The organism is Pedobacter humicola, assembly GCF_056490705.1.
Genome location: NZ_JBWJIG010000001.1, coordinates 767,692 through 790,010, shown reverse-complemented (window position 1 = coordinate 790,010; position 22,319 = coordinate 767,692). Strand labels below are relative to the sequence as shown.

Sequence of the window (22,319 nt, the reverse complement as noted above, 5' to 3'; positions counted from 1 at the left end):
TAGGACACAAAGTTTATATTTTTAATCTGGAATTAAGGTAAAATCGATTTGACGTTTAGAAAGATCTACTTTTTTTACCCTGATCATTACTTCATCTCCTAATTGATATTTTTTCTTCTTGCGTTGACCAACAATGCAGTAATTTTTCTCATCGAGTACATAAAAATCGTCTGATATATCCCTTAAGCGGATCATACCTTCACATTTGTTCTCTTCTATCTCTACATACATGCCCCATTCGGTAACACCCGAAATAATACCTTTGTATTCGGTTCCGATATTGTTTTCAAGGTATTCGGCCTGTTTGTATTTAATGGATGCACGTTCAGCGTCGGCAGCTCTTTTCTCCATTGCGGAAGAATGTACGCAGGCGACTTCATAAAATTCCATATCAGCTGATTTTCCGCCATCCAGATAAGTTTGTAAAAGCCTGTGGGCCATTACATCCGGATAACGGCGGATTGGCGAAGTAAAGTGCGTATAATATTCGAAGGCAAGGCCATAATGGCTGGTTTTTTTAGTCGAATAGATCGCTTTGGCCATTGACCTTATGGCCAGAGAAGTTAAAATATTCTGCTCTTTTTTGCCTTCTACATCGGCCATTAAATGGTTTAGCGATCTGGCGATTTCTTTATCTGATTTCGTGTTGATTTTATAACCAAAACGGGAAGCAAAAGTTGCAAAAGTGTTTAAGGTTTCCATGTTTGGCGAATCGTGCACACGGTAAACAAAGGTCAGTTTATCTTTTCCCCTGGTTTTTTTGGCAATAAACTCAGCCACTTTGCGGTTGGCCAAAAGCATGTAGTCTTCGATCAGTTTGTGGGCATCTTTACGCTCCTTTACGTAAACACCGATCGGTTTACCCGATTCGTCAAGTTTGAATTTAACTTCTGTACTTTCGAAACTGATGGCGCCATTTTTAAATTTACGGTCGCGGAGGATGTAAGCCAGCTCATTCAGTTTTAGTATTTCCTGAGCATAATCGCCAGCCTTATTTTCGATTACTTCCTGTGCTTCTTCATAACTGAACCGCCTGTCGGAGTGGATTACTGTTCTGCCATACCATTCTGATTGGATATTTGCCTGCTCATCCAGTTCGAACACTGCTGCAAAACACAATTTATCTTCATGTGGGCGTAATGAGCATACGCCATTACTCAATCGTTCGGGCAGCATCGGTATCACACGGTCTACCAGATAAACAGAGGTAGCACGGCTATAAGCTTCTTTATCTAAGTCGGTTCCCTGGATTACATAATGCGAAACATCGGCAATATGCACACCAATCTCGTGGTTTCCGTTAGGTAGTTTTTGATAGGAGATGGCATCATCAAAATCTTTTGCATCTGCCGGATCTATTGTAAAAGTTAAAACCTTTCTAAAATCTTTTCTTTTGGCAATTTCTGCTGCAGGGATTTCTTCTGGGATGGCATTGGCTTCGCGTTCAACTTGAGGTGGAAACTCTAAAGGAAAACCGTACTGTGCTAAAATGGCATTCATTTCGGTATTGTTTTCACCCTGGTTGCCAAGCACATGTTTAACAATACCGATGGGGTTTTTAGCACTTTCTGGCCAGTCGGATAGCGTTACCAATACACGCTGACCATTTTTAGCATCGTGGGTATCGGCCAACGGTACAAAAATATCGTGCATCATTTTTTTATCATCTGCAATTACAAATGCAAAACGATCGGAGATCTTGATTACACCGGTGAAATCTGATTTTGCACGTTTAATGATTTCTACAACTTCCCCGTCATTTTTACGGCCGCTTTTCTTTGCGAAAACATAAGCTTTTACGGTATCGCCATGTAAGGCATTTTTAAGTTTTCGGGGTGCTACAAAAATATCCTTCTCAAATTCATCTTCCGGAATGATATACGCTGAACCATCGGCGGTCATATCAACCGTACCAATAATAAAGTTTTGCAGCTCTTTAAGTTTAAATTTACCTTTCTCCGGTTCTAAGAAAATGCCTGCACTTTTCCCTTCTTTTAAGATCTCGAGTATGGTTTCTCTAGATTCCTGATCGTTCAAATTTAATTTGGCCGAAACCTGCTTGTAATTAAGCAGCTGATTATTGTTTTTCTCAAAAACATCACTAACCAATTGATTCAGAACCAATTTTATATTTGCCGATTTTTTCTTTGCCATATGCTAAACTGAATTTATCGAAGATACAGAAAATATGTAAGATGGATGATGGAAAATGGATAATGGAGGGTATTGAGTAGCTCATTAATTGAGCAAATTGCCGACTTTGAATTGGCTGCTGGTTTATAGCCATGGTGGTTATGGAAAATGGCGATCTGACTATGACCGTGAACATAGTAATTAATTCTGGATTAAACCTTCTTACTAACAACCATTCCATCCTATGGACTATCCATTTCCCATTTTATATCAATTCCCCGGAATAGCTGCAATCAACTTTCTGGTATATTCCGCTTTTGGGGCATAAAAGATCTGTTCAGGGAAACCTTCTTCTTCTATTTTTCCTTTATTCATCACCAGAATACGGTCAGAAATGTGTTTTACTACAGCCAGATCGTGAGAAATGAAGATGTAGGTAAGTCCGAATTCGCGCTGAAGATCTTTAATCAGGTTTAAAACCTGCGCCTGCACGGAAACATCCAAAGCTGATACCGATTCGTCGCAAATGATAAATTTGGGCTCCAAAGCTAAGGCCCTTGCGATTACTACACGTTGCCTTTGCCCGCCACTAAACTCATGTGGATAGCGGTTATAATGTTCGTCTTTTAAACCCACCTTATTCAATAATTCCAATACTTTTTGTTTCCGTTCGGCATTGTTACGGTGTAATTGATGTACCTGTAGGGGCTCTATGATCGATTGACCGATACTTAGTTTAGGATTCAATGAAGCGTAGGGATCCTGAAATATGATCTGGATATCTTTTCTTAATTTTCTTAAATCTGTTTTGTTGAGGTGGGTAATGTCTTCTCCATTAAAAATAATCCCGCCGGAAGTAGGTTGGATCAATCTTAAAATAGTCCGGCCCAAAGTGGTTTTGCCACAGCCCGATTCGCCTACCAAACCTAAAGTTTCTCCTGGAAAAACTTCGAAATTCAATTGATCAACAGCTTTAACATAATCGGTAGTTTTGCCGAAAAGGCCATTACGAATGGGGTACCAGGTACAAAGATCCTTGATTTGAAGCAAAGGTTTCTGTGCATAAAGTTTATTTCTTCTGGAAGCAATTTCAGCGTCTGTTAACTGATTTGAGGCTTGTAAATGCGCTGAGGCATCATCAATTTTTCCAGTAAGGAAATCGGCCACTACTGGTAATTTCTTTAGCTGTAAGTTAGGCGAAGGCCTGCAGGCGAGCAAGCCTTTGGTATAAGGATGTTGCGGATTTTCGAAAATAAACTTTGCCTGGCCTTGTTCTACGATTTCTCCCTCATACATTACAGCAACTTCGTCGGCAATTTCATTTACAACACCTAAATCGTGCGAAATAAAGATCATCGCCATGTTCCGTTCAGTTTTCAGTTTTAAAAGCAACTGAAGAATTGTTTTCTGAACGGTTACATCTAATGCAGTTGTGGGTTCATCCGCAATTAACAATTTCGGATCGCAGCTTAGCGCCATTGCAATCATTACCCGCTGTTTTTGTCCTCCCGATATCTGGTGCGGATAACTATCGAATATTTTTTCGGGGCGGGGCAGTTGCACCTCATTAAAAAGAGCGATGGTATGTTTTTTTGCTTCTGCTTTATCTACTTTTCGGTGTAGCATAATGGCCTCGGCCACTTGCTCGCCGCAAGTAAAAACAGGATTTAATGAAGTCATGGGTTCCTGAAAAATCATCGAAATCTGGTTTCCCCTGATCTGACGGATTTCATTTGAATTGAAGTTGAGCAGACTTACGTTTTCAAAATCGATTTCACCCGTAATTTTTGCAGTCTTTTCATCGTGCAAACGCATAATGGAGAAGGAAGTGACCGATTTTCCGGAGCCCGATTCGCCTACAATACCTAAAACCGTTCCTTCTTTTACATTAAAACTGATTCGTTTAACGGCTTTAAACCAGGTTTTTTCTTCCTGGTTATAAAAATCAATATTTAGGTTTTCAACGTTTAGCATCAGATTTTTGTAATCACGAGTTCTTTTGATCCTGTTTCTAAACAATTATATTCATCTAAATGAAAATGATGGTCAACCGGAGCTTTATCCTGCGCTAAAAAGAGTAGCTGTTTTGCAAGGGAAATTAATCCTTCTTTATTAGCGGCAATAACAATCTGATTTTCGGTTACATCAGTTTTTATGGTAAATCCATCCTCCCAACTAAAAATCATTCCGCTTTCTCTGGAATATTCCGGAATATTTAATTCAATTTTCATTACGTTACAATGGTAACATTTTCTGCTGAAATTATATCCATTCCTTTAAATTTTAACAGCACCTGCGCGGTAGTAATTACATCTTTCTGGCAATAGGTTACTATCCGATCGAGATTTTTCTCTTCATAATAAACCTGTCTTACCTGCGAACCGTTAATGTCATCTTTTGGGGTAGGGATGTCCAAAATTGCAGCCAATAGGTTTAAGGAAGTGAAATTTTTATAATCGCCGAATTTCCAAAGTTCCATGGTGTCGATATGGTTCACTTCCCAGGGCTTTTTGCCCGAAAGCTGTAACTGAATGGGGATTTCTATGCCATTAACCAATAACCTGCGACATAAATAAGGGAAATCGAATTCTTTACCGTTGTGTGCACAGAACATTAAAGTAGGCGCTTGTTTGCTTAAGAGACTGGAAAACTGCAAAAGCATTTCTTTTTCGTCGTGACCAAAAATAGATTTGATCCGCAGAGAATAAGATTGATCCTGTACATTAAAAATTCCTAAACTGATACAGATTATTTTACCGAATTCGGCCATAATACCTGCTTTTTCGTAAAATTCCTCAGGACTTTGATCTGAATTTCTTTGATAATGCGTTTTCTGTTCCCAAAGTTCCTGTAAATGGGGCGGCACATCCTGATAAGATGGGTATTGAGGTACGGTTTCGATATCGATAACCATTACCTGATTGAGATCTAACGCCTTTAACATATGTAGATAGTTTTCAGTTAACAATTTACAGTTTTCTGTTCATAATCATAGTTTGTTATTATTATTGTTTTGTTGGGTTTCCTCGTTTAGATGAGTGGTTACAATCAGTGATTAAATTTGAATAGCTTTGTGTTAAGGCAGATATCGGGATCCAAACCTTTCAGTTAAGCTATTATTTTTGTCGTTGGAGGTTGATTATTTTATCGTAAACGTTTTTGACGTCTTCAATTAACTCAAGGGAGGCTGGTTGCTTTATACCGGGCCATTCTATTCCCTGCATCATTGCATATCTAAAATCCGTTGGTCCTAGGGTAATTGTTCCGCTATTGTCAGCTTTTTGATTAATTGTGATGTCGCTCAACGTTCTGATATTTAAGGACTTGATTTCTTTGCTAAATATTCCAGTGCTAATAATAATCCTGTCAGAAGTAATTCCATAAACGGTATTTGCTCTCTTTTTTGCGTCAACAAAAAAACGTCCTACTGTGATATATAATCCAACCAGAACAAAAGGAATTCCCCATAGCTTAAAGAAAAAAGGTGCATTAGATGTAATGACACCTGTTTCCCAAAATACAGCAAAGCCACCCCAAAGCAAACTAAATGGGATTAAAAATGCATCTGAGGTTCTAAATAAAATTCCTGTCTTAGGTTTTCCTGTCCATATTAATTTTTCGCCTGTGCTTAAGTTAGGATTTAGTTCGTTTTCGATTGCGTAATTTGTCATTTATTTATTGGATTGTTTGGTTTTATTGCTAGTTGTGTAAATTGTTATTTCTAGGTCTTTGTTCAGTAAAGCTTTAATTTAATATTAAAATTCGATAAAATAAATCACTTTTGTTTCACCTGTTTTTAGTCTCCATATATTTTTTGTTGAAAATTTATTTGATAAGTTTGGTTATGGCAAAAAGTAAATTCGAGCAATCTTTAGCAGATGGTGCTCATAGGCAACTCCAAAAGTTAACTGGTGATTGGAAAGGAACAACTAAAACCTGGTTCGAAAAAGATGTGTTGGCAGATGAATCTCCTGCTGAAGCTAAGATTACTTCCATTTTGGGCGATCGGTTTATTTCGCTTGATTATCAGGGAAGCCTTGATGGCAAAGCTTTTGAAGGTAAAATGATTATTGGTTTCGATATTCCTTACCAGAGGTTTACTATAAGCTGGGTGGATAGTTTCCATATGGGGACACAAATCATGCTTTCTGGCGGTGAAGCGACTACGGTTGGTTTTTCGGTTTTTGGAGAATATGGTAGTCCGGAATATGGCGAACAGCTCTGGGGCTGGAGAACAACTTTAGAAATTGCTGATGATAATAAGTTTGTATTAACTGCCTATAATATTTCGCCGGAAGGGGATGAGGCAAAAGCTACCGAAACGGTTTATAACAGAAAGTAAAATGTCGTTGGTAGGGATTACAAATCTCGAACTTTCTTAAGTGGATTACAAATCCACAACTCATTCGGACGAGATTGCAAATCTCGACCAGCACTATACTCAAACCTATCAGGTTTCCGAAACCTGATAGGTTATTTATCGGTTAAAACAAACTTGGTGAAGCTTGGTTCGCCATCACGGGGATTTTTAAATCTGTTCCTACAGCTTTATTTAATTTATCGGTAAAATATGCGGAGAATAACGGTGAGGAAAGCTCTACATTTTGGTGGACAAAGAAATATAAGTTTTCCAAACCCTGCTCTTTCCAATCTACTATTCGCTCAATCCAATCGTCTAAACGCTTTTTATCAATTTCATCATCATTTGCCCCCACAAATCGAACAAAAGCCGTAGGGGAGGTTAATCGCATATGTAACATATCTCTTCTGCCCGCCGTATCTACAATAATGTTGGCAACGCCATTATCCTGAAACAGTTGCGCAAATTCATTGGCAATGGCTGGGTTTGAAAACCATTCACCATTCCTCACCTCAACACCCAATGGAATCACTTTTGGGAATTCGTTGATCACGGTTTTTAATCTTTCGAAATCTTTAGGCTTAAAATTATCGTGCAACTGAAGGAAAGCCATGCCCAATTTATCTTCAAAATTGCTGATAGCATCACAGTATTGCTCCACAGGCTCTTTAACATTGATCAACCTTTTAAAATGACTGATGGTATTGGTCAGTTTAGGGAAAAACTTAAAATCCGCTGGTGTTTTCTGCGTCCAGGTAATTACCTGCTCACTGCTAGGCATACCATAGAAGGTAGCATTTAACTCAATGGAGTTAAATTGAGTAGAATAATAAGTCAACTCATCTTTGGTCCCTTTTGGATAAAAGCCTTTCAGATCGGCCTTGTTCCATTTGGCACAACCCACGTAAGCTTTGAAAGCTTGTTTAGGTTTATTTGCTGCTAAAACCGCGGCTGTTTCAGGCGCATCAGCAGGAAGGGTATAATCTATTATTGAAGGGTCGTCTACTTTACCGAATTGCATTTTTAGAGGTTTTTAGTGTCAGTTAAAAGGTTTAAGGCAAAAAAATACCCTAGTTTATTTAACTAAGGTATCTATATATTGTAAAAATAAAAAACTTGTTTTTGCTTTAATCTATTGTTGAAAGTTTATTTGGGAGAGCTCCAAACTGCAAACTGAACTAGTAACCCAGTATCTTTAATACCTGCTTACTGTTCTGTTCTTCTCCAAAAACCTCGAAGTTGAAACTTTCATCGCGGTTTCTACGGATCAATACGTGTTTAGGGCTTGGCAATAAACAATGATGGATACCACCATAACCACTCAATACCTCCTGATAAGCACCCGTGTGGAAGAAGCCTAAATATTGTACTTTACGCGTTTTGGGCATAAATACACTGTTCATGTGCGCTTCCTGGTTGTAATAATCCTGTCCGTCGCAGGTAATACCACCTAAGTTTACCCGTTCGTATTCCGCATCCCAATTGTTGATCGGCAATAAGATGTATTTTTGATTTAATGCCCAAACATCAGGCAAATTGGTGATGAAAGAACCATCCAGCATCAACCAACGCTCACGGTCGTTCTGTTGTTTACGGCCTAAAACTTTATACAAAATACCAGAAGCTTCAGCAACCGTATATTTACCAAATTCGGTAATAATATCTGGTTCCATTACCTCGTGGATGGCGCAGATTTCTTTAATCCTTTTCACAATTTCGTTTACCATATATTCGTAATCGAAATCGAACACCAACGAGTCTTTAAATGGCATACCGCCACCAATATCAAGGGTATCTAAATCAGGATTGATTTTTTTGAATTTGCAATACAGCGTTACATATTTCTCTAACTCGTTCCAGTAATAAGGCGAATCGGTAATACCCGAGTTAATGAAAAAGTGCAATAATTTAACCCTGAAATTAGGGTTGTGCACAATTTTATTATTGTAGAAATCAATGATATCCTCCATACGTACACCCAAACGCGAAGTATAAAACTGCGAATCTGGTTGCTCTTCAGCCGCAATACGGATACCCAGGTTACAAGGTGTATCAATATCAACCTCATCATCAAAAAGGTTAAATTCCTCTTTGTTGTCTAAAACCGGGATTATATTGGTATAACCATCGTGCAACATATCGATAATATATTGCTTATACTGGTAGGTTTTAAAACCATTACAAATAATGGTGGTGTCTTTTGTTAATACACCTTTTTTCTCCAAAGCATCAACCATCGGCATATCAAATGCCGAAGAAGTTTCCAGGTGGATGTTGTTTTTTAAAGCTTCTTCTACAATATGCTTAAAATGCGAGCTTTTTGTACAATAGCAATACTTATAATCGCCACGATAGTTGTTCTTTAAAATAGCGGTCTGGAAAAGAATCTTCGCTTGTTGAATCTTCTTACTTACCATTGGTAAGTAGGTGAAACGTAGGGGAGTACCGTAAGTTTCAATCATTTCCATCAGGTTTAAATCCTGAAAATATAATTCATCATCTATAACATCGAAACCCTCTTGCGGGAAACCAACACTTAGATCAAGAAATTCTGAGTAACTCTGCATTTACTTTTAAATAATTTTTGCAAAAATGTAATTTTAAATCGATAATTAATCTTTAATAAAAATATTTTTACTGTAGGGAAACGCTTAGCCTAACTACAAAATTTAAGTACAAATTGTTTTTTCGGGTAAATAGGGTGGATTAATTTATTAAATGTCTGGAAAAGAGTGTGTAGTGTGCTTTGAGTTTAGGGGTTTGGAAAGCAGGTTCCTGTTGTTATAGGTTTGGGTTTGTCCTGCTCTCCACTTTACTCGTTGCACTCGTGTTCGTTCCGATCAGGTTTACCTGGCAAGGTCAGTGTAGAGATTTGGGGTTTTGATCGCGAGCGGCCTATTGAACCGCTTAAATCCTCAAATAAAGTTTTATCCTTTGCGGAGGTATTTGGTTAAAATTACAATGGTTTGTCCTTCTACTTTACCTTCAATCTGTTCGGTGTTGTCGTGTACCAATCTAATGTTTTTAACCACCGTACCCAGTTTTGCGCTTATGGTACTGCCTTTTACATCCAGTGTTTTAACCAAAACCACAGTATCACCTTCAAATAAACGCGTGCCGTTACTATCCTGATGAAATTCTACCGTTCCATCTTGTTCATGGTCGCCGGTTTTTTTAGCCCATTCCAAAGTTTCATCCTCAAGATATAAAATATCCAGACTATCTGCCGCCCAGCCTTCATTTCTTAACCTGCTCAACATTCTCCAGGCCACAACTTGCACCGGGGCAAATTCCGACCACATGGTTTCTATTAATATTTTCCAATGGTTGGGCTCTAGCTGTTCTGTTTTTTCAATCTGGTTTAAGCAGGTTTTACAAACTAAAATGCTGTTATCGCTATTGGCATTACTGGTAGGCGGCACTTCATATACCGATAAATTGGCTTCGGAAGTGCATAATTCGCATTTATTACCCGAACGGGTCTGTAATTCTTGTGCTAAAGACATCTTGATACTGGATTTTTGGCGAAAGTAATAAAACTAATCGGAATAGATGATTGTAAAGGGGGAGAAGCAAACATAAATTATCATTTCGACGGCATTAGAGATGGAGAGCATGTTTGCTGATTATTTGGAAAGCAAGTTCCTGTTTTTATCGGTTTGGGTTAGCCCTGCTCTCCACTTTACTCGTTGCACTCGTGTTCGTTCCGATCAGGTTTATTTAAGTTGAACTGGTGCTGCTATTGAGGGTTGAATAGCGATTGTATCCAGGCGAAGGGGTTTCCGTGTTGTCTGTGTTTCCGTGGCAAAAATAAAAATGGTTCGTGGAGACACGAACCATGGCAGGCAATGGAAAGTCTAATTTCAAGGTTGGTCGCTCGCCAACTTTTATTTATTTGGCTGGTGCGCCACTAGCCATTAAGCCTTAAATGGTAAATGCACCTCAGCCAGCATACACCTGGCGCTGCCGCCACCATTTTTTTCAATGGTATACAGTGGTGTGTAAATTATTCTGCTGTATTGCTCAAGCGCAGCAATCTGTTCTGTATTTAATGACAAATAAGCCTGCTCCGACATCACCAATAAACTTTCATCTTCTGCATTGGTCACCTGTAACATATTGCCTGCAAATTTGTTCATCTGTTCCAGGCTGATTTCAATGATTTCTTTTCCACTGCCTTTTAAACTGATGGTTACATTTAATTTCTCCTCAGGATCTTTAATCGAATCCAGACAGATTACCGCAAAACGGTCGCCGATGCTCATCATGACGTTGGTATGGTAAATCGGGAAGTTTGATCCGTCTACCGCTTGAAAAGCCACTGGTTCATATCCGGTAAGCATGCAAAAGTTGTTTAGCACTTCTTCATCAGTGCGCACACTTAAGCAGGCGTAAGCAATTTTGTTGGTACGATCTAATACCATGCTTCCAGTTCCTTCTAAAAACGCATGTTGTTGTTCGTAAAAGCTCAAATCGCTGATGTGGTTAACCTCAAAGTTTTCTTTTAAACCATCCAGTATTTCTTTTCTGCGTTCTAACCTGCGGTTTTCAGAAAACATTGGATAAAGATATACTGAGCCGTCTTCATGAAAGGAAACCCAATTGTTTGGAAAAATAGAATCGGGCGTTTCAGGTTGTAAGGTATCATCTACCACTGTTACATCTACATTGTTTTTTCTTAATAAATCAACAAAGGCATCAAACTCTTTTAAAGCCTCTTTTTGTACATTGGTTTCGGTTGATGCCATCTGAAATTTGTTATTCCCTGCGGTTTGCGCATTGAATTTAAAATCAACAGGGCGGATCATGAGGATATGGTTGGTAGTCTGCATAATGGTGAAAGGTAAAAGGCGTAAGGTTTAAGGTTCATACTGCCCCAAAAAGTATTCATTAAATATCAGGCAATTATACTATAGGCAAATTTAACCTTAAACCCTATACCTTACGCCTTAAACCTCAAATATTGTCTCTTAAAATCGGTAAACTCATACAATGGAAACCGCCACGGGCACGTGATAATTCTGCCGAAGGCATTAAAATCAGCGTATCGGTTATGGTTTCGGCATTTACTTTGCCACTTTCTAAATCCTGGATTAAATCTTTTACATCTACTACATCGAAACCGGCAGCTTTAAAAGCTTCTACGGTTTTGTCGTTTCTGTCGTAACCCAAAACAACACCTTCCTTAATGGCCAGAAGGTTACACGAATCTGTCCATTGCTCACGCGAATCGTATGGGAATTGGTTGTTTCCGCTATAGATAATTTTGGTTGGTTCGCTGCTGTTTAAATCGTTCTGACTGATATCATTCAACAAAGCTTCTACATGTTCAAAGTGTTTAGGCTCTTGTGGATTGGCTTTAGTAAACTGAATAGCTGTGGTTGCCTCCAGTTTTTCGGGCTCTTTTAAAAAATTGATCGGCTCGTAAGGGTTGTATTTCGGCGAATGCGCAATTGAATTCAGGATAACCCAGGTATTGCGTTTAACCTGTGTAAAAACAGTATCTAAATGCATATAATCGCGTTTGCTTGGTATTTTTACCACGGTAACTTTCTCTACTACATCCTGATCGAACAGCAGTTTAATCGCTTCGTTTGCACCATGTTCTGATGTTCTTTCGCTACAGCCAATCAATACGTGGTTTGGACTCACCATCATTACATCGCCACCTTCTAAAGTGGTACTAAATGCAGGTTCATCGCCAGGGCGCAAAAAGTGCATCGTAACATCCGGAATTTCGAGAATGTTGTTCCGGTATGCTTCAAACAACGGATGGTTGAAGAAAATATAACGCATTAAAAGCGTTTCGCGCACCCGTGCTTTTTTTGCGGGTTTGTTTAACAGAATATGATTGTTAATCGTTGTACCCACATCCCTGGTGAAAATTAAATTCGGGATCGGCGCAAAAATCATGGTATCGTTGGCCAGTGTTCCGGAGATAAAAATCTCTGCCAATTGTTTCGGATCGGTATTGGTTAATTCCAGCTGTACTTTATAAGTACAACCTTCGATGGCACAAACTGCCGCTACCAGTTTTTTACGGATGGACTCGTTCTCCAACATTTCGCTCAACAGGTTCTGGATCTCGATAACAGATTTAGAATTGTGAAAATCGGGGTGGTTGGGTTTAAAAAAGTTACGCTCGGATGCTTCTGAATCTATATCGGCAAGTTTTCCTTTAATCTTTTCGGGATCAAGGAAATACATCAGCAATTTAATATAATAATCGTATTCGCCTTTGCGGATGGTATCTAAATGTACAATATCTTCGAAAAGCCAATCCTGCGCCTTAGAGGGTACTACTTTGCCCAATCCACTATCAGGACTATGTATTAATAATTTACGCAACCTGCCGATTTCGGTGTTAACGCTCACTTTAAAATTTGGGTTCTGCTCGCTCATAAATAAATTAGTTATTGCAAATCTATTAGAAAAATTCAGATATGAGAATTGAGAGGAGAGATTTGAGATAGACGGTTATTTAGAAGAGTTTATTTATTGCACATAGCCAGTTTAATAAACCTTAATAGCGGCAGCTCCCGATTCCTTTAATCGGGACTATAGCGGAAAGAAGGCCTATCGGAACCTACCGGCACTACCTTACCTTTCCAAACCCTCCAAAAACAGTAAAAATTGAAATTTAGGCTAAAAAATCTTCGGACTTCGGTCTCCCGACTTCGGACTTTTTTCTCTATTTTTGGCGCATGAATTTTATTATTGCCGCAACACAGAAAGCCATTTTTGAACTTTATCAGGAAGAAGTAGCCGAAAGTGTAATCAACATACAGGAAACACGTAAAGAATTTGAAGGACAGGCAACAATCGTTGTTTTTCCGATTACCAAAATTTCGAAAAAATCGCCAGAGCAGACCGCGAATGAAATTGGTGAATATTTGGTTGCCAATGTAACCGATGTAACTAAATTTAACGTGGTTAAGGGTTTTTTAAACTTAAGCATTGCCGAAAGTTATTTCTTGAAACAGTTTAACGAAGAAATTTTAGCACCCGATTTTGGGGTTTATGCGCCAAACGGTAAAAAGGTAATGGTAGAATATTCTTCGCCAAATACCAATAAACCGCTTCACCTGGGGCACGTACGTAATAATTTATTGGGTTATTCGGTTTCGGAGTTGCTTAAAGCTTACGGTTATGATGTGGTGAAGGTAAACCTGGTTAACGACCGTGGGATCCACATCTGTAAATCGATGCTGGCCTGGCAAAAGTGGGGCAATGGTGAAACACCCGAAAGCACGGGTTTAAAAGGCGACCACCTGGTTGGGAAATACTATGTGATTTTTGATAAAGAATACAAAAAAGAGATTGAAGCTTTAAAAGCCGAAGGACAAACAGAAGAAGAAGCCAAGAAAAACGCACCATTGATTAAAGCTGCACAAACCATGCTTCAGCAATGGGAGGCAGGGGATGAAGAAGTGGTTTCGCTCTGGAAAACCATGAACGAATGGGTTTATGCAGGTTTTAATGTCACGTATAAAAACCTTGGGGTAGATTTTGATAAATTCTATTACGAAAGCAATACTTATTTATTGGGAAAAGGCACCGTTGATGAAGGTTTAGCGAAAGGCGTTTTCTTTAAAAAGGAAGATGGTTCTGTTTGGATCGATTTAACTGCTGATGGCTTAGACCAGAAACTGGTTTTACGTGCGGATGGAACATCGGTTTATATTACACAGGATTTGGGTACTGCCGAAATGAAACACGACGATTTCAATATGGATGAGTCGATTTACGTGGTAGGGAATGAGCAGGATTACCATTTCAAAGTGTTGTTTTTGATCTTAGAGAAACTGGGGAAAAGCTGGGCGAAAGGGTTATACCATCTTTCATACGGCATGGTTGATTTACCAAATGGTAAGATGAAAAGCCGTGAGGGTACCGTTGTTGATGCTGATGAACTGATTGAAAGCATGGTAACCACCGCCCGCGAGAAAACGGAAGAATTGGGTAAAACCAACGATTTCAGCGAAGCCGATAAAGAAGAACTTTATAAAAATATCGGTTTAGGTGCTTTAAAATACTTCCTTTTAAAGGTTGAGCCTAAGAAACGTTTACTTTTTGATCCAAATGAAAGTATTGATTTTCAGGGAAATACTGGTCCTTTTATTCAATGGACTCATGCGAGAACCAAGTCTTTGCTCACTAAAGCAGATTATAAATTCGCTTTAACAAGTGATGATTACACTGGTATTTCTGATGTAGAATTGGAAATGATTTTGCATTTAGCTAAGTATCCAAAGGAAATTGAGATTGCAGCTAAAGCATATAGTCCGGCAAGTTTGGCCAACTATTTATACGAGCTGGCAAAACTGTTTAATAAGTTTTATCATGAGGTACCGCCAATTGTGAAAACAGAAGAAGCTGAAACAAAGCAGTTCCGTTTGAACCTGAGCAAGAAAACTGCTGATATTATTCAAGCCGGAATGCTGATTTTAGGGATTACTTCGCCAGAGCGGATGTAAAATGGATGAAGTGAGATGGAAAATGTAAATGATAGATCTGATCTTTAATTCCTGCCATCCTAAAAATCCTGGCTCATGATGTACGAATTGATTTTACTTTCTCTGGTTGCTTTTGCTGCCGGATTTATAGATGCTATTGTGGGTGGCGGCGGTTTACTACAAACTCCCGCCATTTTACTTATTTTGCCCCATTATCCTGTTGCTACACTTTTAGGGACTACCAAAATCCCATCCCTGGCAGGCACTACACTTGCTGCTTTTAAATACTCGAAAGAGGTCCGGTTTAATTATCAGGTGCTTGCCGCCTGTGTGCTTACTGCATTTTGTGCCGCACTTTTGGGTGCCTTTTTGGTGAGCAGGATCGATAATTCGGTGATTAAACCTGTAATTCTGGTGGTGCTGATTTTGGTTGCGCTTTATACTTATTTTAATAAACAGTTTGGCATCCATCAGGAGAAAGACCATTCTGTTAAAAAGCAGGTTTTAATGGCAGGCCTATTCGGCATATTGATCGGTTTTTATGATGGCCTAATCGGACCGGGAACGGGTTCTTTCCTCATTCTGGTTTTTATTGCGGTATTGGGTTTCGATTTTATCGGTGCCAGTGCACATGCGAAAATCGTGAATATGGCGACCAATTTGGCGGCTATTATCTATTTCAGTTCTACCGGGCATATCTTGTTTCAATATGCGGTACCCATGGCTATTTTTAACCTGAGTGGAGCTTTCTTTGGAACAAAACTGGCTTTACTTAAAGGGAATAAATTTGTAAGGGTATTCTTCCTGATCGTTGTATTTGGAACCATTTTGAGGTTTGCCTATGATATTTTGAAGACAAAACTGATGATGTGAAATGGTTTTTAGTTTAATAGTTCATCGGCCATTGGTTCATTAGTAAAGCAGATGGCCGACCTTAAATTGGCTATCTGACTATTGACCATGAACTGATTACAAAATAATTAATATTCCTGATTAAATCTTCACTCTGAATCCCTTTTCTTTCTATGGACTATGGACTCCCAGCTCCAAACTCCAAACTCAAACTACCCCTTTTCAATCCCTGTTTTAGTTGCCACGGGCTTCTTTTTTCTGAAATTAGGGAAGGTCATAGGGCTTTTGGCCGGACGCTCATCTCCCAATAATACACCCCACTGTTTAAAGGATTCTGTACGGTCGAAAACAATTTTTAATACCGCCACAATTGGCAAGGCCAGAAACATTCCCGAGACTCCAGCGATACTGCCACCTATAAATACGCCGAGGATGGCAAACAATGCATTTATTTTTACTTTAGAGCCTACAATGCGGGGCATCAGGATATTATTGTCTAAGAATTGAACAAAGGCAATCACGCCCAGAACGGTAACCACCGGCCACAATTCTTGTGAAGAGGTAAGTGTGAGCAATACGCCGATTACATTACCGATTAAAGCTCCAACATAAGGAATCAGATTTAAAATGGCGAAAATTACCCCGATTAACAGCGCATGTTTAATATCGATCAACATCAGTATCCCACCCAGTAAAATGGTCATGTATGTAATTTGGATCAATAATCCTATCAAATAGCTTTTAATAATCGATTCGGTTTCATAAATGGCCTCCTTCACTTTTGGGTGGTCATCTGTTTTAAACCACATAAAAATGAAACGCAATAAAATGTCTTTATAGAAGAGCATCAGATAAATATAGATAGGCAACAGACCGATAAATACAAAAATACCACTCAGCGTAACCGCTGCACCACCGGCTAGCGAGGTACCCATGTTCATCAAATCGTCGCTTTTGCCTTGTATAAAAGCTTTTTGTTGTTTATCATCATAATGTGTTATGCGGCTGATCCAATCGCTTAACGAATTGATATGTTGCGTAACATTGGCTTTTATCTGTGGGAAATCTTTAACTAAAATGCCAATCTGATTGGAAAAGAACCAGATAATGAGAGCTACAAAGAGCGCAACCAATAAAATGGATATGATGATGGATAGCGATTCAGGAATTTTTTTACGTTTTAAAAAGCGATAAACGGGTAGGAGCATAATGCTAATAAAGAAAGCCATTAACATCGGCATGATAATATCGCGGCCGATAACCATAACAGCTACAATGGCCATAAGGCCCAATAACTCTATAGACCGTTTAACGGTTAGGGGTAAATTGTTCAACATAAAAAGCTTATTCTGATTTCAGGTTTAACAGATTTGTAGTGAAAATGTTTTAAAAAGTTCTTTTCGGGCGGGGCGATGGGCGTTTAGCATCAGTTAACAGCTACGCCTGGAGTTGAGAATTTGGCATTGGGCATCGATTAACCCGTTTAAACAGTTAACCGATTACCCGGCAGTTAAAAAAATTACTTCCCATACACGATATACCCACAGATTAGGCTTATTTTTGCAGCTTTAAAACAGCACATGTACAATCAAGATACCATTATTGCTTTATCTACGCCTTCGGGTTCTGGTGCCATTGGCGTAATCCGCTTATCTGGTCCGGAAGCTATTTCATTGACGAATGAGGTTTTTTCAGGGAAAGATTTAGAAAAGCAGGCTTCACATACTTTACATTTTGGTTTAGTTAAAGATGGTGATCATATTGTTGATGAGGTGGTTGCGGGATTGTTTATTGCGCCAAAATCATATACCAAAGAAAATGTGGTGGAGATTTCTTGTCACGGTTCTAATTACATTATTCAACAGATTATTAATCTTTTGGTTAGCAAAGGTGCACGGGCCGCCAAACCCGGCGAATTTACTTTGCGTGCTTTTTTAAATGGTGCTTTCGATTTAAGTCAGGCCGAAGCGGTGGCCGATTTAATTGCTTCGAATTCGAAAGCTTCGCATGATGTAGCGATGCAGCAGATGCGCGGTGGTTTTGCTACTGAACTAAAGGGACTACGTGAGCAGCTGATCCATTTTGCTTCGATGATTGAACTCGAACTCGATTTTGCTGAGGAAGATGTAGAATTTGCTAACCGCGAGCAGCTAAAAAACCTGGTGAATAAAATCAATTACGTTTTACAACGTTTGATCTCTTCATTCGAAATGGGGAATGTGATTAAAAATGGCGTCCCGATTGTAATTGCAGGTAAACCTAATGTGGGTAAATCTACTTTATTGAATGCACTGTTGAATGAAGAACGTGCCATAGTTTCAGATATTGCCGGAACCACCCGCGACACCATAGAGGATGAACTGACGATTGGTGGCATCGTTTTCCGTTTTATCGATACAGCAGGAATCCGAGATACCGCCGATATTATTGAAGCTTTGGGCGTAGAGCGTACTTTAGAGAAAATGAAGCAGGCCAAGCTGATTATTTATATGGCTGATGCGGCGCAAAGCATTTCGGAAATTGAAGAGCAGGTCCGCGGTTTAGAACAGTTGGCCATCCCATATTTAATCCTGCTGAACAAAAGCGATCTGATGGCTAATGCTCAGCGTAAAGCTTTCGAAACTTTAAATGTGGTATTTATCTCTGCTAAAGAAAAACAGGGTATAGATGAGTTGAAAACAACTTTATTGGAGCAGGTAAACTTACACCACATCAATACCAGCGAAACATTGGTTACCAACATCCGCCATGTGGAGGCTTTGAAACAAACCGAGCACGCACTGCAACGTGTATTGGCTAATGTAGATAATCCGGTAACTTCAGACTTTTTGGCCATGGATATCAAACAGGCCTTACATTATCTTGGCGAGATAACGGGTACGGTTACAACGGATGATTTACTGGAGAATATTTTTACGAAATTTTGCATCGGTAAGTAAGACGGTAAAATTAAGCAAAGCAAAACAAAATAAAGTGTTGAAAATTAACTGTTTATGTTGAATTGTTTTTTGGCCAAGTTTTTAATGTTTTGCTTTATTTTGGTAAAATTTGTCCCGCATTTGTCCCTCAAAGCTGAACTCTTATAATCTTTTTAATCTCGGAGAATTAACTTTGCTTAAGGTATCTTATTGTACTCTAATGTACCTTAATGCGTCTTCATATCCGAAAAATAAAATGTTATGAGTTCGAATATTAAGATTACGAGAATCTGCCAATACTCGGGCATGAGTTCGTCGGACTAAGTATTGCGGTGACAATTGCGCAAAAAGAGCATACAGGGTTAGAATGCGTATTTCAGCAAAACTGTACACGAATTTGGCTGCCGGATTTTTTGCTAAGTCATTCCTTTCCCCCTGAACGCATAGCGGCTTAGCAGCAAATCTACTTCCTCTCCTAGGCACTCCGCGTTTTCCCGTTCGGGGTACTCATTTCCTGCTTTCCTTTAGATCACCATTCCATCATTCTTCGGATGAAGCCGGTAAATCCATTAAAAAGACGCTCAGAAGCGTTTAAAATCAATCTGATGAATGCGAGATCACATCAGTATCGATTTTATCTCTGGGGCTTTAATTTGGCCTGAACTTAGAAATTTTATTGGAACTGCCGGGTGAAGAAATCCTGACCTGAAGATCAGGTCGTACAGTTTGGAGCGAAACAAGGTGTCAGCATAAATGCGAAACGTGCGTAGACATTTGCCGAAATGCCCACTCAACTATTCAAAACATTTATAGCGAACAGAAAATTTACTTAAAAATTGAAACTGGATTAGCGCATGATGCACAAAAAGTTTATTATGCTTTAAGCGATCGTATTAAAAACTTATAAAATGAAAAGGTATACAATAGTTGTTTTATTTATATTTTTAACATTAAATTCATGTCGCAAAAATATGGTTTTAGATCTTCCAGTAAATCATTTTAATGAAAGTTATTTCCAACGGCACCCCTCTTCGGTTGATGCAACCACTTTGTTAGTTCGAAACAATCGGATATTGGTTGTCCCCCCTAAAAACATCATCCCTAAAGATATTCCCTATTATAAAATTCCGCATTTCATTGAAAATTACATAAGACTGAAGGATCTGCATATTGTAAATTTATTTATTGAAGAGCTGCCTGCTGAACTGCAGAAATTACCTGAATTAGAAACTATATCATTTTCTCTTGCTCCAAATAGTTCTATCCCCCAAATTGTTGATGTTTTGTTATCATGTAAGAAGCTAAAGGAAATATTATTGAGTCACTGCATAACCAAACCTGAAAAAATTGAAGAGCTTAAGAAAGGGTTGCCAAACATAAAAATTCATATGGAACCCTTTTAGTTTTAAAATATTCTCGTCAGTTTGAAACTTTCAATCTTAAGATACTGCTAAGTTGGGTATTTCAGGGAAAATGGCCGGTCGTTCCGTTTTCAAAGTGACGCCGCATTTCGCTTCAAACTGACGCTCGATTAGGGAGCAAAGTGGTCGTTTTGGTTGTCTAAGCTGCTTTTTTAGATCATATTTTCAAGAAATATTTCTTCGAATTTAAGCGAAATTAAAGCCTGTAGGAAGCTCTCACAATTAAAGGTGTGGTGTTGTTAGTCCATCAGTCGTTCTGAGCTGCTTATATCGCATTTTCTGAGATTTCGTAACTTGGGTTACCCAGAACGTCTGGTTTTGGGCTAATTTGAGTCAAGGATGAATTATTTTAGAAAAAACTGAATCCAACAAGCAGTTGGGGGGAGTTGTTGGTATTTGTTCAGAGGGAAAGGAACAATATAGTATTTACTCCGCAATCCATTTGGCGGCCACTTTGCACTGAAATGGAGGGGGCACTATTAGGTTCTTCCCCACTTTTGGTGGTAAAGAAATTATTTGCAACTTGACAGCCTTAATAATATCATTTGAAAGTGGTTTTAGTAATCACTATTAAGTAGAGACTTAGGCCACCACCAAAAGTGGGGAAGAACCACTATTAGTGAAATATGCAGGAAAGGTAAATTGGAAAATGAAGAGAAAGAATCTGGGAAGATTGCATATATTTTGCTCAGTCTTCACGATTCCATCGAGACCGGATGGTAAAAAGCGGGATACACAGTTTGGAATGAAATCTGGTTTACACTTTTAGCAAAATCCCCAATTTGTGGCAAACTACAATTTTTCATTATATTTGATAAAACAACGCATTATTAAATGAGGAAATACGTCCGTATTGCTTTAATCGTATTAATATCTACATTGTTTATTTTTCAGGCCCAGGCACAAAAAAAAGATAATTGTGATTTTTTTGATACGATCGTAAACAGCCATAACCAAATCTTTCAGTTTTCTGGTATTCCATCAGCTATTGAACTGGCTCTAAAGCAATGTAAAGCAGTGAATCTTAGTTTTTATAAATTACAAAATGACTGGCAAAACAAAACTGATGGTTCCTTCAGTGACTTTGACAAAAAGAAATTATACGGAGTTACATTTTACCAAAAATCTAAATTGTCCCGGGATGGAAATTTTCCGTTAGATAGTCTTTTTCAAACTATAGATAATGAATTGAAGTTGGGTAGAAAAGTAATTATCGCGTTGCAGATGGAAAATAGCTGGCCGATTTTTGTTGTACATAAACGAACTCCAAATGGAGAATTTGTTTCATACAGTAAATACGGAAGCAATACATTGATAGTCCGAAATACAAAAGAAATCGTGAAAAAGTCTAACGGTACGGAAATTATGACTTACAGCACTGGTCTATAATTGGAGATAAGCATATTTTACTGCAATAATTTAAATGATGAAAAAAATCCTCTTTAGTTTAGTCGTGTTATTATCCACTTCAGTTATTTTTCATTCGAGGGCTCAAGCACAAAAAATCGATAATTGTTTTTTTTTTAATACTGTCGTAAATAACCACGATCAAATCTTTGAATTTTCTTGCATTCCATCAGCTGTTGAAATGATACTAAAGTATTATAAAGTGGTAGATTTTGATTTTTACGAGCTGCAAAATAAATGGAGAAACAAAACCGATGGATCTTTCCGTGATTTTGACAAGAAAAATTTGTACGGCATTACGTTTTTTCAAAAATTTGTTTTGCCGCGAGACGCGAACTTTCCGATAGATAGCCTCTTCAGAACAATAGAAAACGAATTGAAGGCTAAGAAAAAAGTAATTATCTCACTTCCGTCAAACGCAGCCTGGCATATGTTTATTATCAGTGAACAAACTCCAGATGGAGAATTTGTTTCATATAGCAAACTTGGAAGCCATACATTAATACTCAGAAATACTAAAGAAATTGTGAGAAATTCTAATGGCACGGAAATCATGACTTACAGCATTCGTTTGTAGCGAATAGCTTTACAAGTTAATTTTTGTACTTAATGATATAAGTGGGTGCTTCAGGGAAAATGGCCGCTCGTTCTGTTTTTACTAAAAAAGTTCCATAAGGAAATACCTTTTATAGATCCATAAGTTGAACTGAGCGGTAGCTTTCAATCCGGAAAAGAGGCTTACAGTACCTGCTGATTTTATCCGAACTGTTGG

General features: G+C 38.5%; 18 protein-coding genes. 7 read left to right on the top strand and 11 right to left on the bottom strand.

The features are described 5' to 3' along the window. Positions 1-21 precede the first annotated feature (21 nt). From rnr to AC04Q1_RS03325, 5 genes are all read right to left on the bottom strand, one after another. Positions 22-2,154, bottom strand: a complete 2,133-nt coding sequence (gene rnr, locus AC04Q1_RS03345) for a ribonuclease R (RefSeq protein ID WP_478361790.1) — start codon at positions 2,152-2,154, stop codon at positions 22-24. A 249-nt stretch (positions 2,155-2,403) separates the two neighbouring features. After that, positions 2,404-4,107: an ABC transporter ATP-binding protein gene (locus AC04Q1_RS03340; protein ID WP_478361788.1), complete on the bottom strand. Its 1,704-nt coding sequence runs from the start codon at positions 4,105-4,107 to the stop codon at positions 2,404-2,406. Continuing rightward, positions 4,107-4,364 (bottom strand): Imm32 family immunity protein, encoded by a 258-nt coding sequence (locus AC04Q1_RS03335; protein WP_478361786.1) that lies wholly within the window; start codon positions 4,362-4,364, stop codon positions 4,107-4,109. Before AC04Q1_RS03335 ends, AC04Q1_RS03340 begins: the two co-directional genes overlap by 1 nt. Next, entirely contained in the window at positions 4,364-5,077 is a 714-nt protein-coding gene (locus AC04Q1_RS03330) for a 3'-5' exonuclease (RefSeq protein WP_478361785.1), read from the bottom strand. Before AC04Q1_RS03330 ends, AC04Q1_RS03335 begins: the two co-directional genes overlap by 1 nt. 172 nt (positions 5,078-5,249) lie before the next feature. Next, positions 5,250-5,804 carry a PH domain-containing protein gene (locus tag AC04Q1_RS03325; RefSeq protein ID WP_478361783.1) on the bottom strand — a complete coding sequence of 185 codons (555 nt, stop codon included), beginning with the start codon at positions 5,802-5,804 and terminating at the stop codon, positions 5,250-5,252. A gap of 173 nt (positions 5,805-5,977) precedes the next feature. Between AC04Q1_RS03325 and AC04Q1_RS03320 the strand changes: the two genes are divergently transcribed. Beyond that, entirely contained in the window at positions 5,978-6,475 is a 498-nt protein-coding gene (locus AC04Q1_RS03320; RefSeq protein WP_478361781.1) for a DUF1579 domain-containing protein, read from the top strand. Positions 6,476-6,617: 142 nt separating this feature from the next. On the opposite strand, the gene AC04Q1_RS03315 is transcribed toward AC04Q1_RS03320, so the two are convergent. The 5 genes from AC04Q1_RS03315 to AC04Q1_RS03295 all read right to left on the bottom strand — a co-directional run bounded on the left by AC04Q1_RS03315 (position 6,618) and on the right by AC04Q1_RS03295 (position 12,895). After that, a complete protein-coding gene (locus tag AC04Q1_RS03315) occupies positions 6,618-7,514 on the bottom strand; it encodes a DUF72 domain-containing protein (protein WP_478361779.1) in 897 nt (298 codons plus the stop codon). A gap of 157 nt (positions 7,515-7,671) precedes the next feature. Then, positions 7,672-9,060: an arginine decarboxylase gene (locus AC04Q1_RS03310; RefSeq protein ID WP_025146786.1), complete on the bottom strand. Its 1,389-nt coding sequence runs from the start codon at positions 9,058-9,060 to the stop codon at positions 7,672-7,674. Between the two features lie 360 nt (positions 9,061-9,420). Continuing rightward, positions 9,421-9,999, bottom strand: coding sequence for a PhnA domain-containing protein (locus AC04Q1_RS03305; RefSeq protein ID WP_478361776.1), 579 nt, complete (start codon positions 9,997-9,999; stop codon positions 9,421-9,423). Positions 10,000-10,410: 411 nt separating this feature from the next. Then, on the bottom strand, positions 10,411-11,325 hold the full coding sequence (gene ctlX, locus AC04Q1_RS03300; RefSeq protein WP_478361775.1) for a citrulline utilization hydrolase CtlX: 915 nt from the start codon (positions 11,323-11,325) through the stop codon (positions 10,411-10,413). Between the two features lie 124 nt (positions 11,326-11,449). Continuing rightward, positions 11,450-12,895 carry an arginine deiminase family protein gene (locus AC04Q1_RS03295; RefSeq protein WP_478361773.1) on the bottom strand — a complete coding sequence of 482 codons (1,446 nt, stop codon included), beginning with the start codon at positions 12,893-12,895 and terminating at the stop codon, positions 11,450-11,452. A 302-nt stretch (positions 12,896-13,197) separates the two neighbouring features. On the opposite strand from AC04Q1_RS03295, the gene argS reads away from it, so the two are divergent. Together argS and AC04Q1_RS03285 are read left to right on the top strand one after the other, a co-directional pair. Beyond that, positions 13,198-14,970, top strand: coding sequence for an arginine--tRNA ligase (gene argS / locus AC04Q1_RS03290; RefSeq protein WP_478361772.1), 1,773 nt, complete (start codon positions 13,198-13,200; stop codon positions 14,968-14,970). 75 nt (positions 14,971-15,045) lie between these two features. Beyond that, positions 15,046-15,822 carry a sulfite exporter TauE/SafE family protein gene (locus tag AC04Q1_RS03285; RefSeq protein WP_478361771.1) on the top strand — a complete coding sequence of 259 codons (777 nt, stop codon included), beginning with the start codon at positions 15,046-15,048 and terminating at the stop codon, positions 15,820-15,822. A gap of 191 nt (positions 15,823-16,013) precedes the next feature. On the opposite strand, the gene AC04Q1_RS03280 is transcribed toward AC04Q1_RS03285, so the two are convergent. Then, on the bottom strand, positions 16,014-17,138 hold the full coding sequence (locus tag AC04Q1_RS03280; protein ID WP_478361769.1) for an AI-2E family transporter: 1,125 nt from the start codon (positions 17,136-17,138) through the stop codon (positions 16,014-16,016). Between the two features lie 243 nt (positions 17,139-17,381). On the opposite strand from AC04Q1_RS03280, the gene mnmE reads away from it, so the two are divergent. From mnmE to AC04Q1_RS03260, 4 genes are all read left to right on the top strand, one after another. Continuing rightward, positions 17,382-18,740, top strand: a complete 1,359-nt coding sequence (mnmE, locus tag AC04Q1_RS03275; protein WP_478361767.1) for a tRNA uridine-5-carboxymethylaminomethyl(34) synthesis GTPase MnmE — start codon at positions 17,382-17,384, stop codon at positions 18,738-18,740. An 887-nt stretch (positions 18,741-19,627) separates the two neighbouring features. Next, positions 19,628-20,122: a hypothetical protein gene (locus AC04Q1_RS03270; RefSeq protein WP_478361766.1), complete on the top strand. Its 495-nt coding sequence runs from the start codon at positions 19,628-19,630 to the stop codon at positions 20,120-20,122. A gap of 852 nt (positions 20,123-20,974) precedes the next feature. After that, a complete protein-coding gene (locus AC04Q1_RS03265) occupies positions 20,975-21,529 on the top strand; it encodes a hypothetical protein (protein WP_478361765.1) in 555 nt (184 codons plus the stop codon). A 34-nt stretch (positions 21,530-21,563) separates the two neighbouring features. Further along, positions 21,564-22,124 carry a hypothetical protein gene (locus tag AC04Q1_RS03260; protein ID WP_478361763.1) on the top strand — a complete coding sequence of 187 codons (561 nt, stop codon included), beginning with the start codon at positions 21,564-21,566 and terminating at the stop codon, positions 22,122-22,124. The last annotated feature ends 195 nt before the right edge of the window (positions 22,125-22,319 follow it).

Bases quoted from the DNA above. Each gene is read 5' to 3' on its own strand.
- AC04Q1_RS03315 (WP_478361779.1), bottom strand. From the start codon at position 7,514: ATGCAATTCGGTAAAGTAGACGACCCTTCAATAATAGATTATACCCTT.
- ctlX (WP_478361775.1), bottom strand. From the start codon at position 11,325: ATGCAGACTACCAACCATATCCTCATGATCCGCCCTGTTGATTTTAAA.
- AC04Q1_RS03305 (WP_478361776.1), bottom strand. From the start codon at position 9,999: ATGTCTTTAGCACAAGAATTACAGACCCGTTCGGGTAATAAATGCGAA.
- mnmE (WP_478361767.1), top strand. From the start codon at position 17,382: ATGTACAATCAAGATACCATTATTGCTTTATCTACGCCTTCGGGTTCT.
- argS (WP_478361772.1), top strand. From the start codon at position 13,198: ATGAATTTTATTATTGCCGCAACACAGAAAGCCATTTTTGAACTTTAT.
- AC04Q1_RS03260 (WP_478361763.1), top strand. From the start codon at position 21,564: ATGATGAAAAAAATCCTCTTTAGTTTAGTCGTGTTATTATCCACTTCA.
- rnr (WP_478361790.1), bottom strand. From the start codon at position 2,154: ATGGCAAAGAAAAAATCGGCAAATATAAAATTGGTTCTGAATCAATTG.
- AC04Q1_RS03310 (WP_025146786.1), bottom strand. From the start codon at position 9,060: ATGCAGAGTTACTCAGAATTTCTTGATCTAAGTGTTGGTTTCCCGCAA.
- AC04Q1_RS03320 (WP_478361781.1), top strand. From the start codon at position 5,978: ATGGCAAAAAGTAAATTCGAGCAATCTTTAGCAGATGGTGCTCATAGG.
- AC04Q1_RS03265 (WP_478361765.1), top strand. From the start codon at position 20,975: ATGAGGAAATACGTCCGTATTGCTTTAATCGTATTAATATCTACATTG.
- AC04Q1_RS03270 (WP_478361766.1), top strand. From the start codon at position 19,628: ATGAAAAGGTATACAATAGTTGTTTTATTTATATTTTTAACATTAAAT.
- AC04Q1_RS03330 (WP_478361785.1), bottom strand. From the start codon at position 5,077: ATGTTAAAGGCGTTAGATCTCAATCAGGTAATGGTTATCGATATCGAA.
- AC04Q1_RS03325 (WP_478361783.1), bottom strand. From the start codon at position 5,804: ATGACAAATTACGCAATCGAAAACGAACTAAATCCTAACTTAAGCACA.
- AC04Q1_RS03335 (WP_478361786.1), bottom strand. From the start codon at position 4,364: ATGAAAATTGAATTAAATATTCCGGAATATTCCAGAGAAAGCGGAATG.
- AC04Q1_RS03340 (WP_478361788.1), bottom strand. From the start codon at position 4,107: ATGCTAAACGTTGAAAACCTAAATATTGATTTTTATAACCAGGAAGAA.
- AC04Q1_RS03295 (WP_478361773.1), bottom strand. From the start codon at position 12,895: ATGAGCGAGCAGAACCCAAATTTTAAAGTGAGCGTTAACACCGAAATC.
- AC04Q1_RS03280 (WP_478361769.1), bottom strand. From the start codon at position 17,138: ATGTTGAACAATTTACCCCTAACCGTTAAACGGTCTATAGAGTTATTG.
- AC04Q1_RS03285 (WP_478361771.1), top strand. From the start codon at position 15,046: ATGATGTACGAATTGATTTTACTTTCTCTGGTTGCTTTTGCTGCCGGA.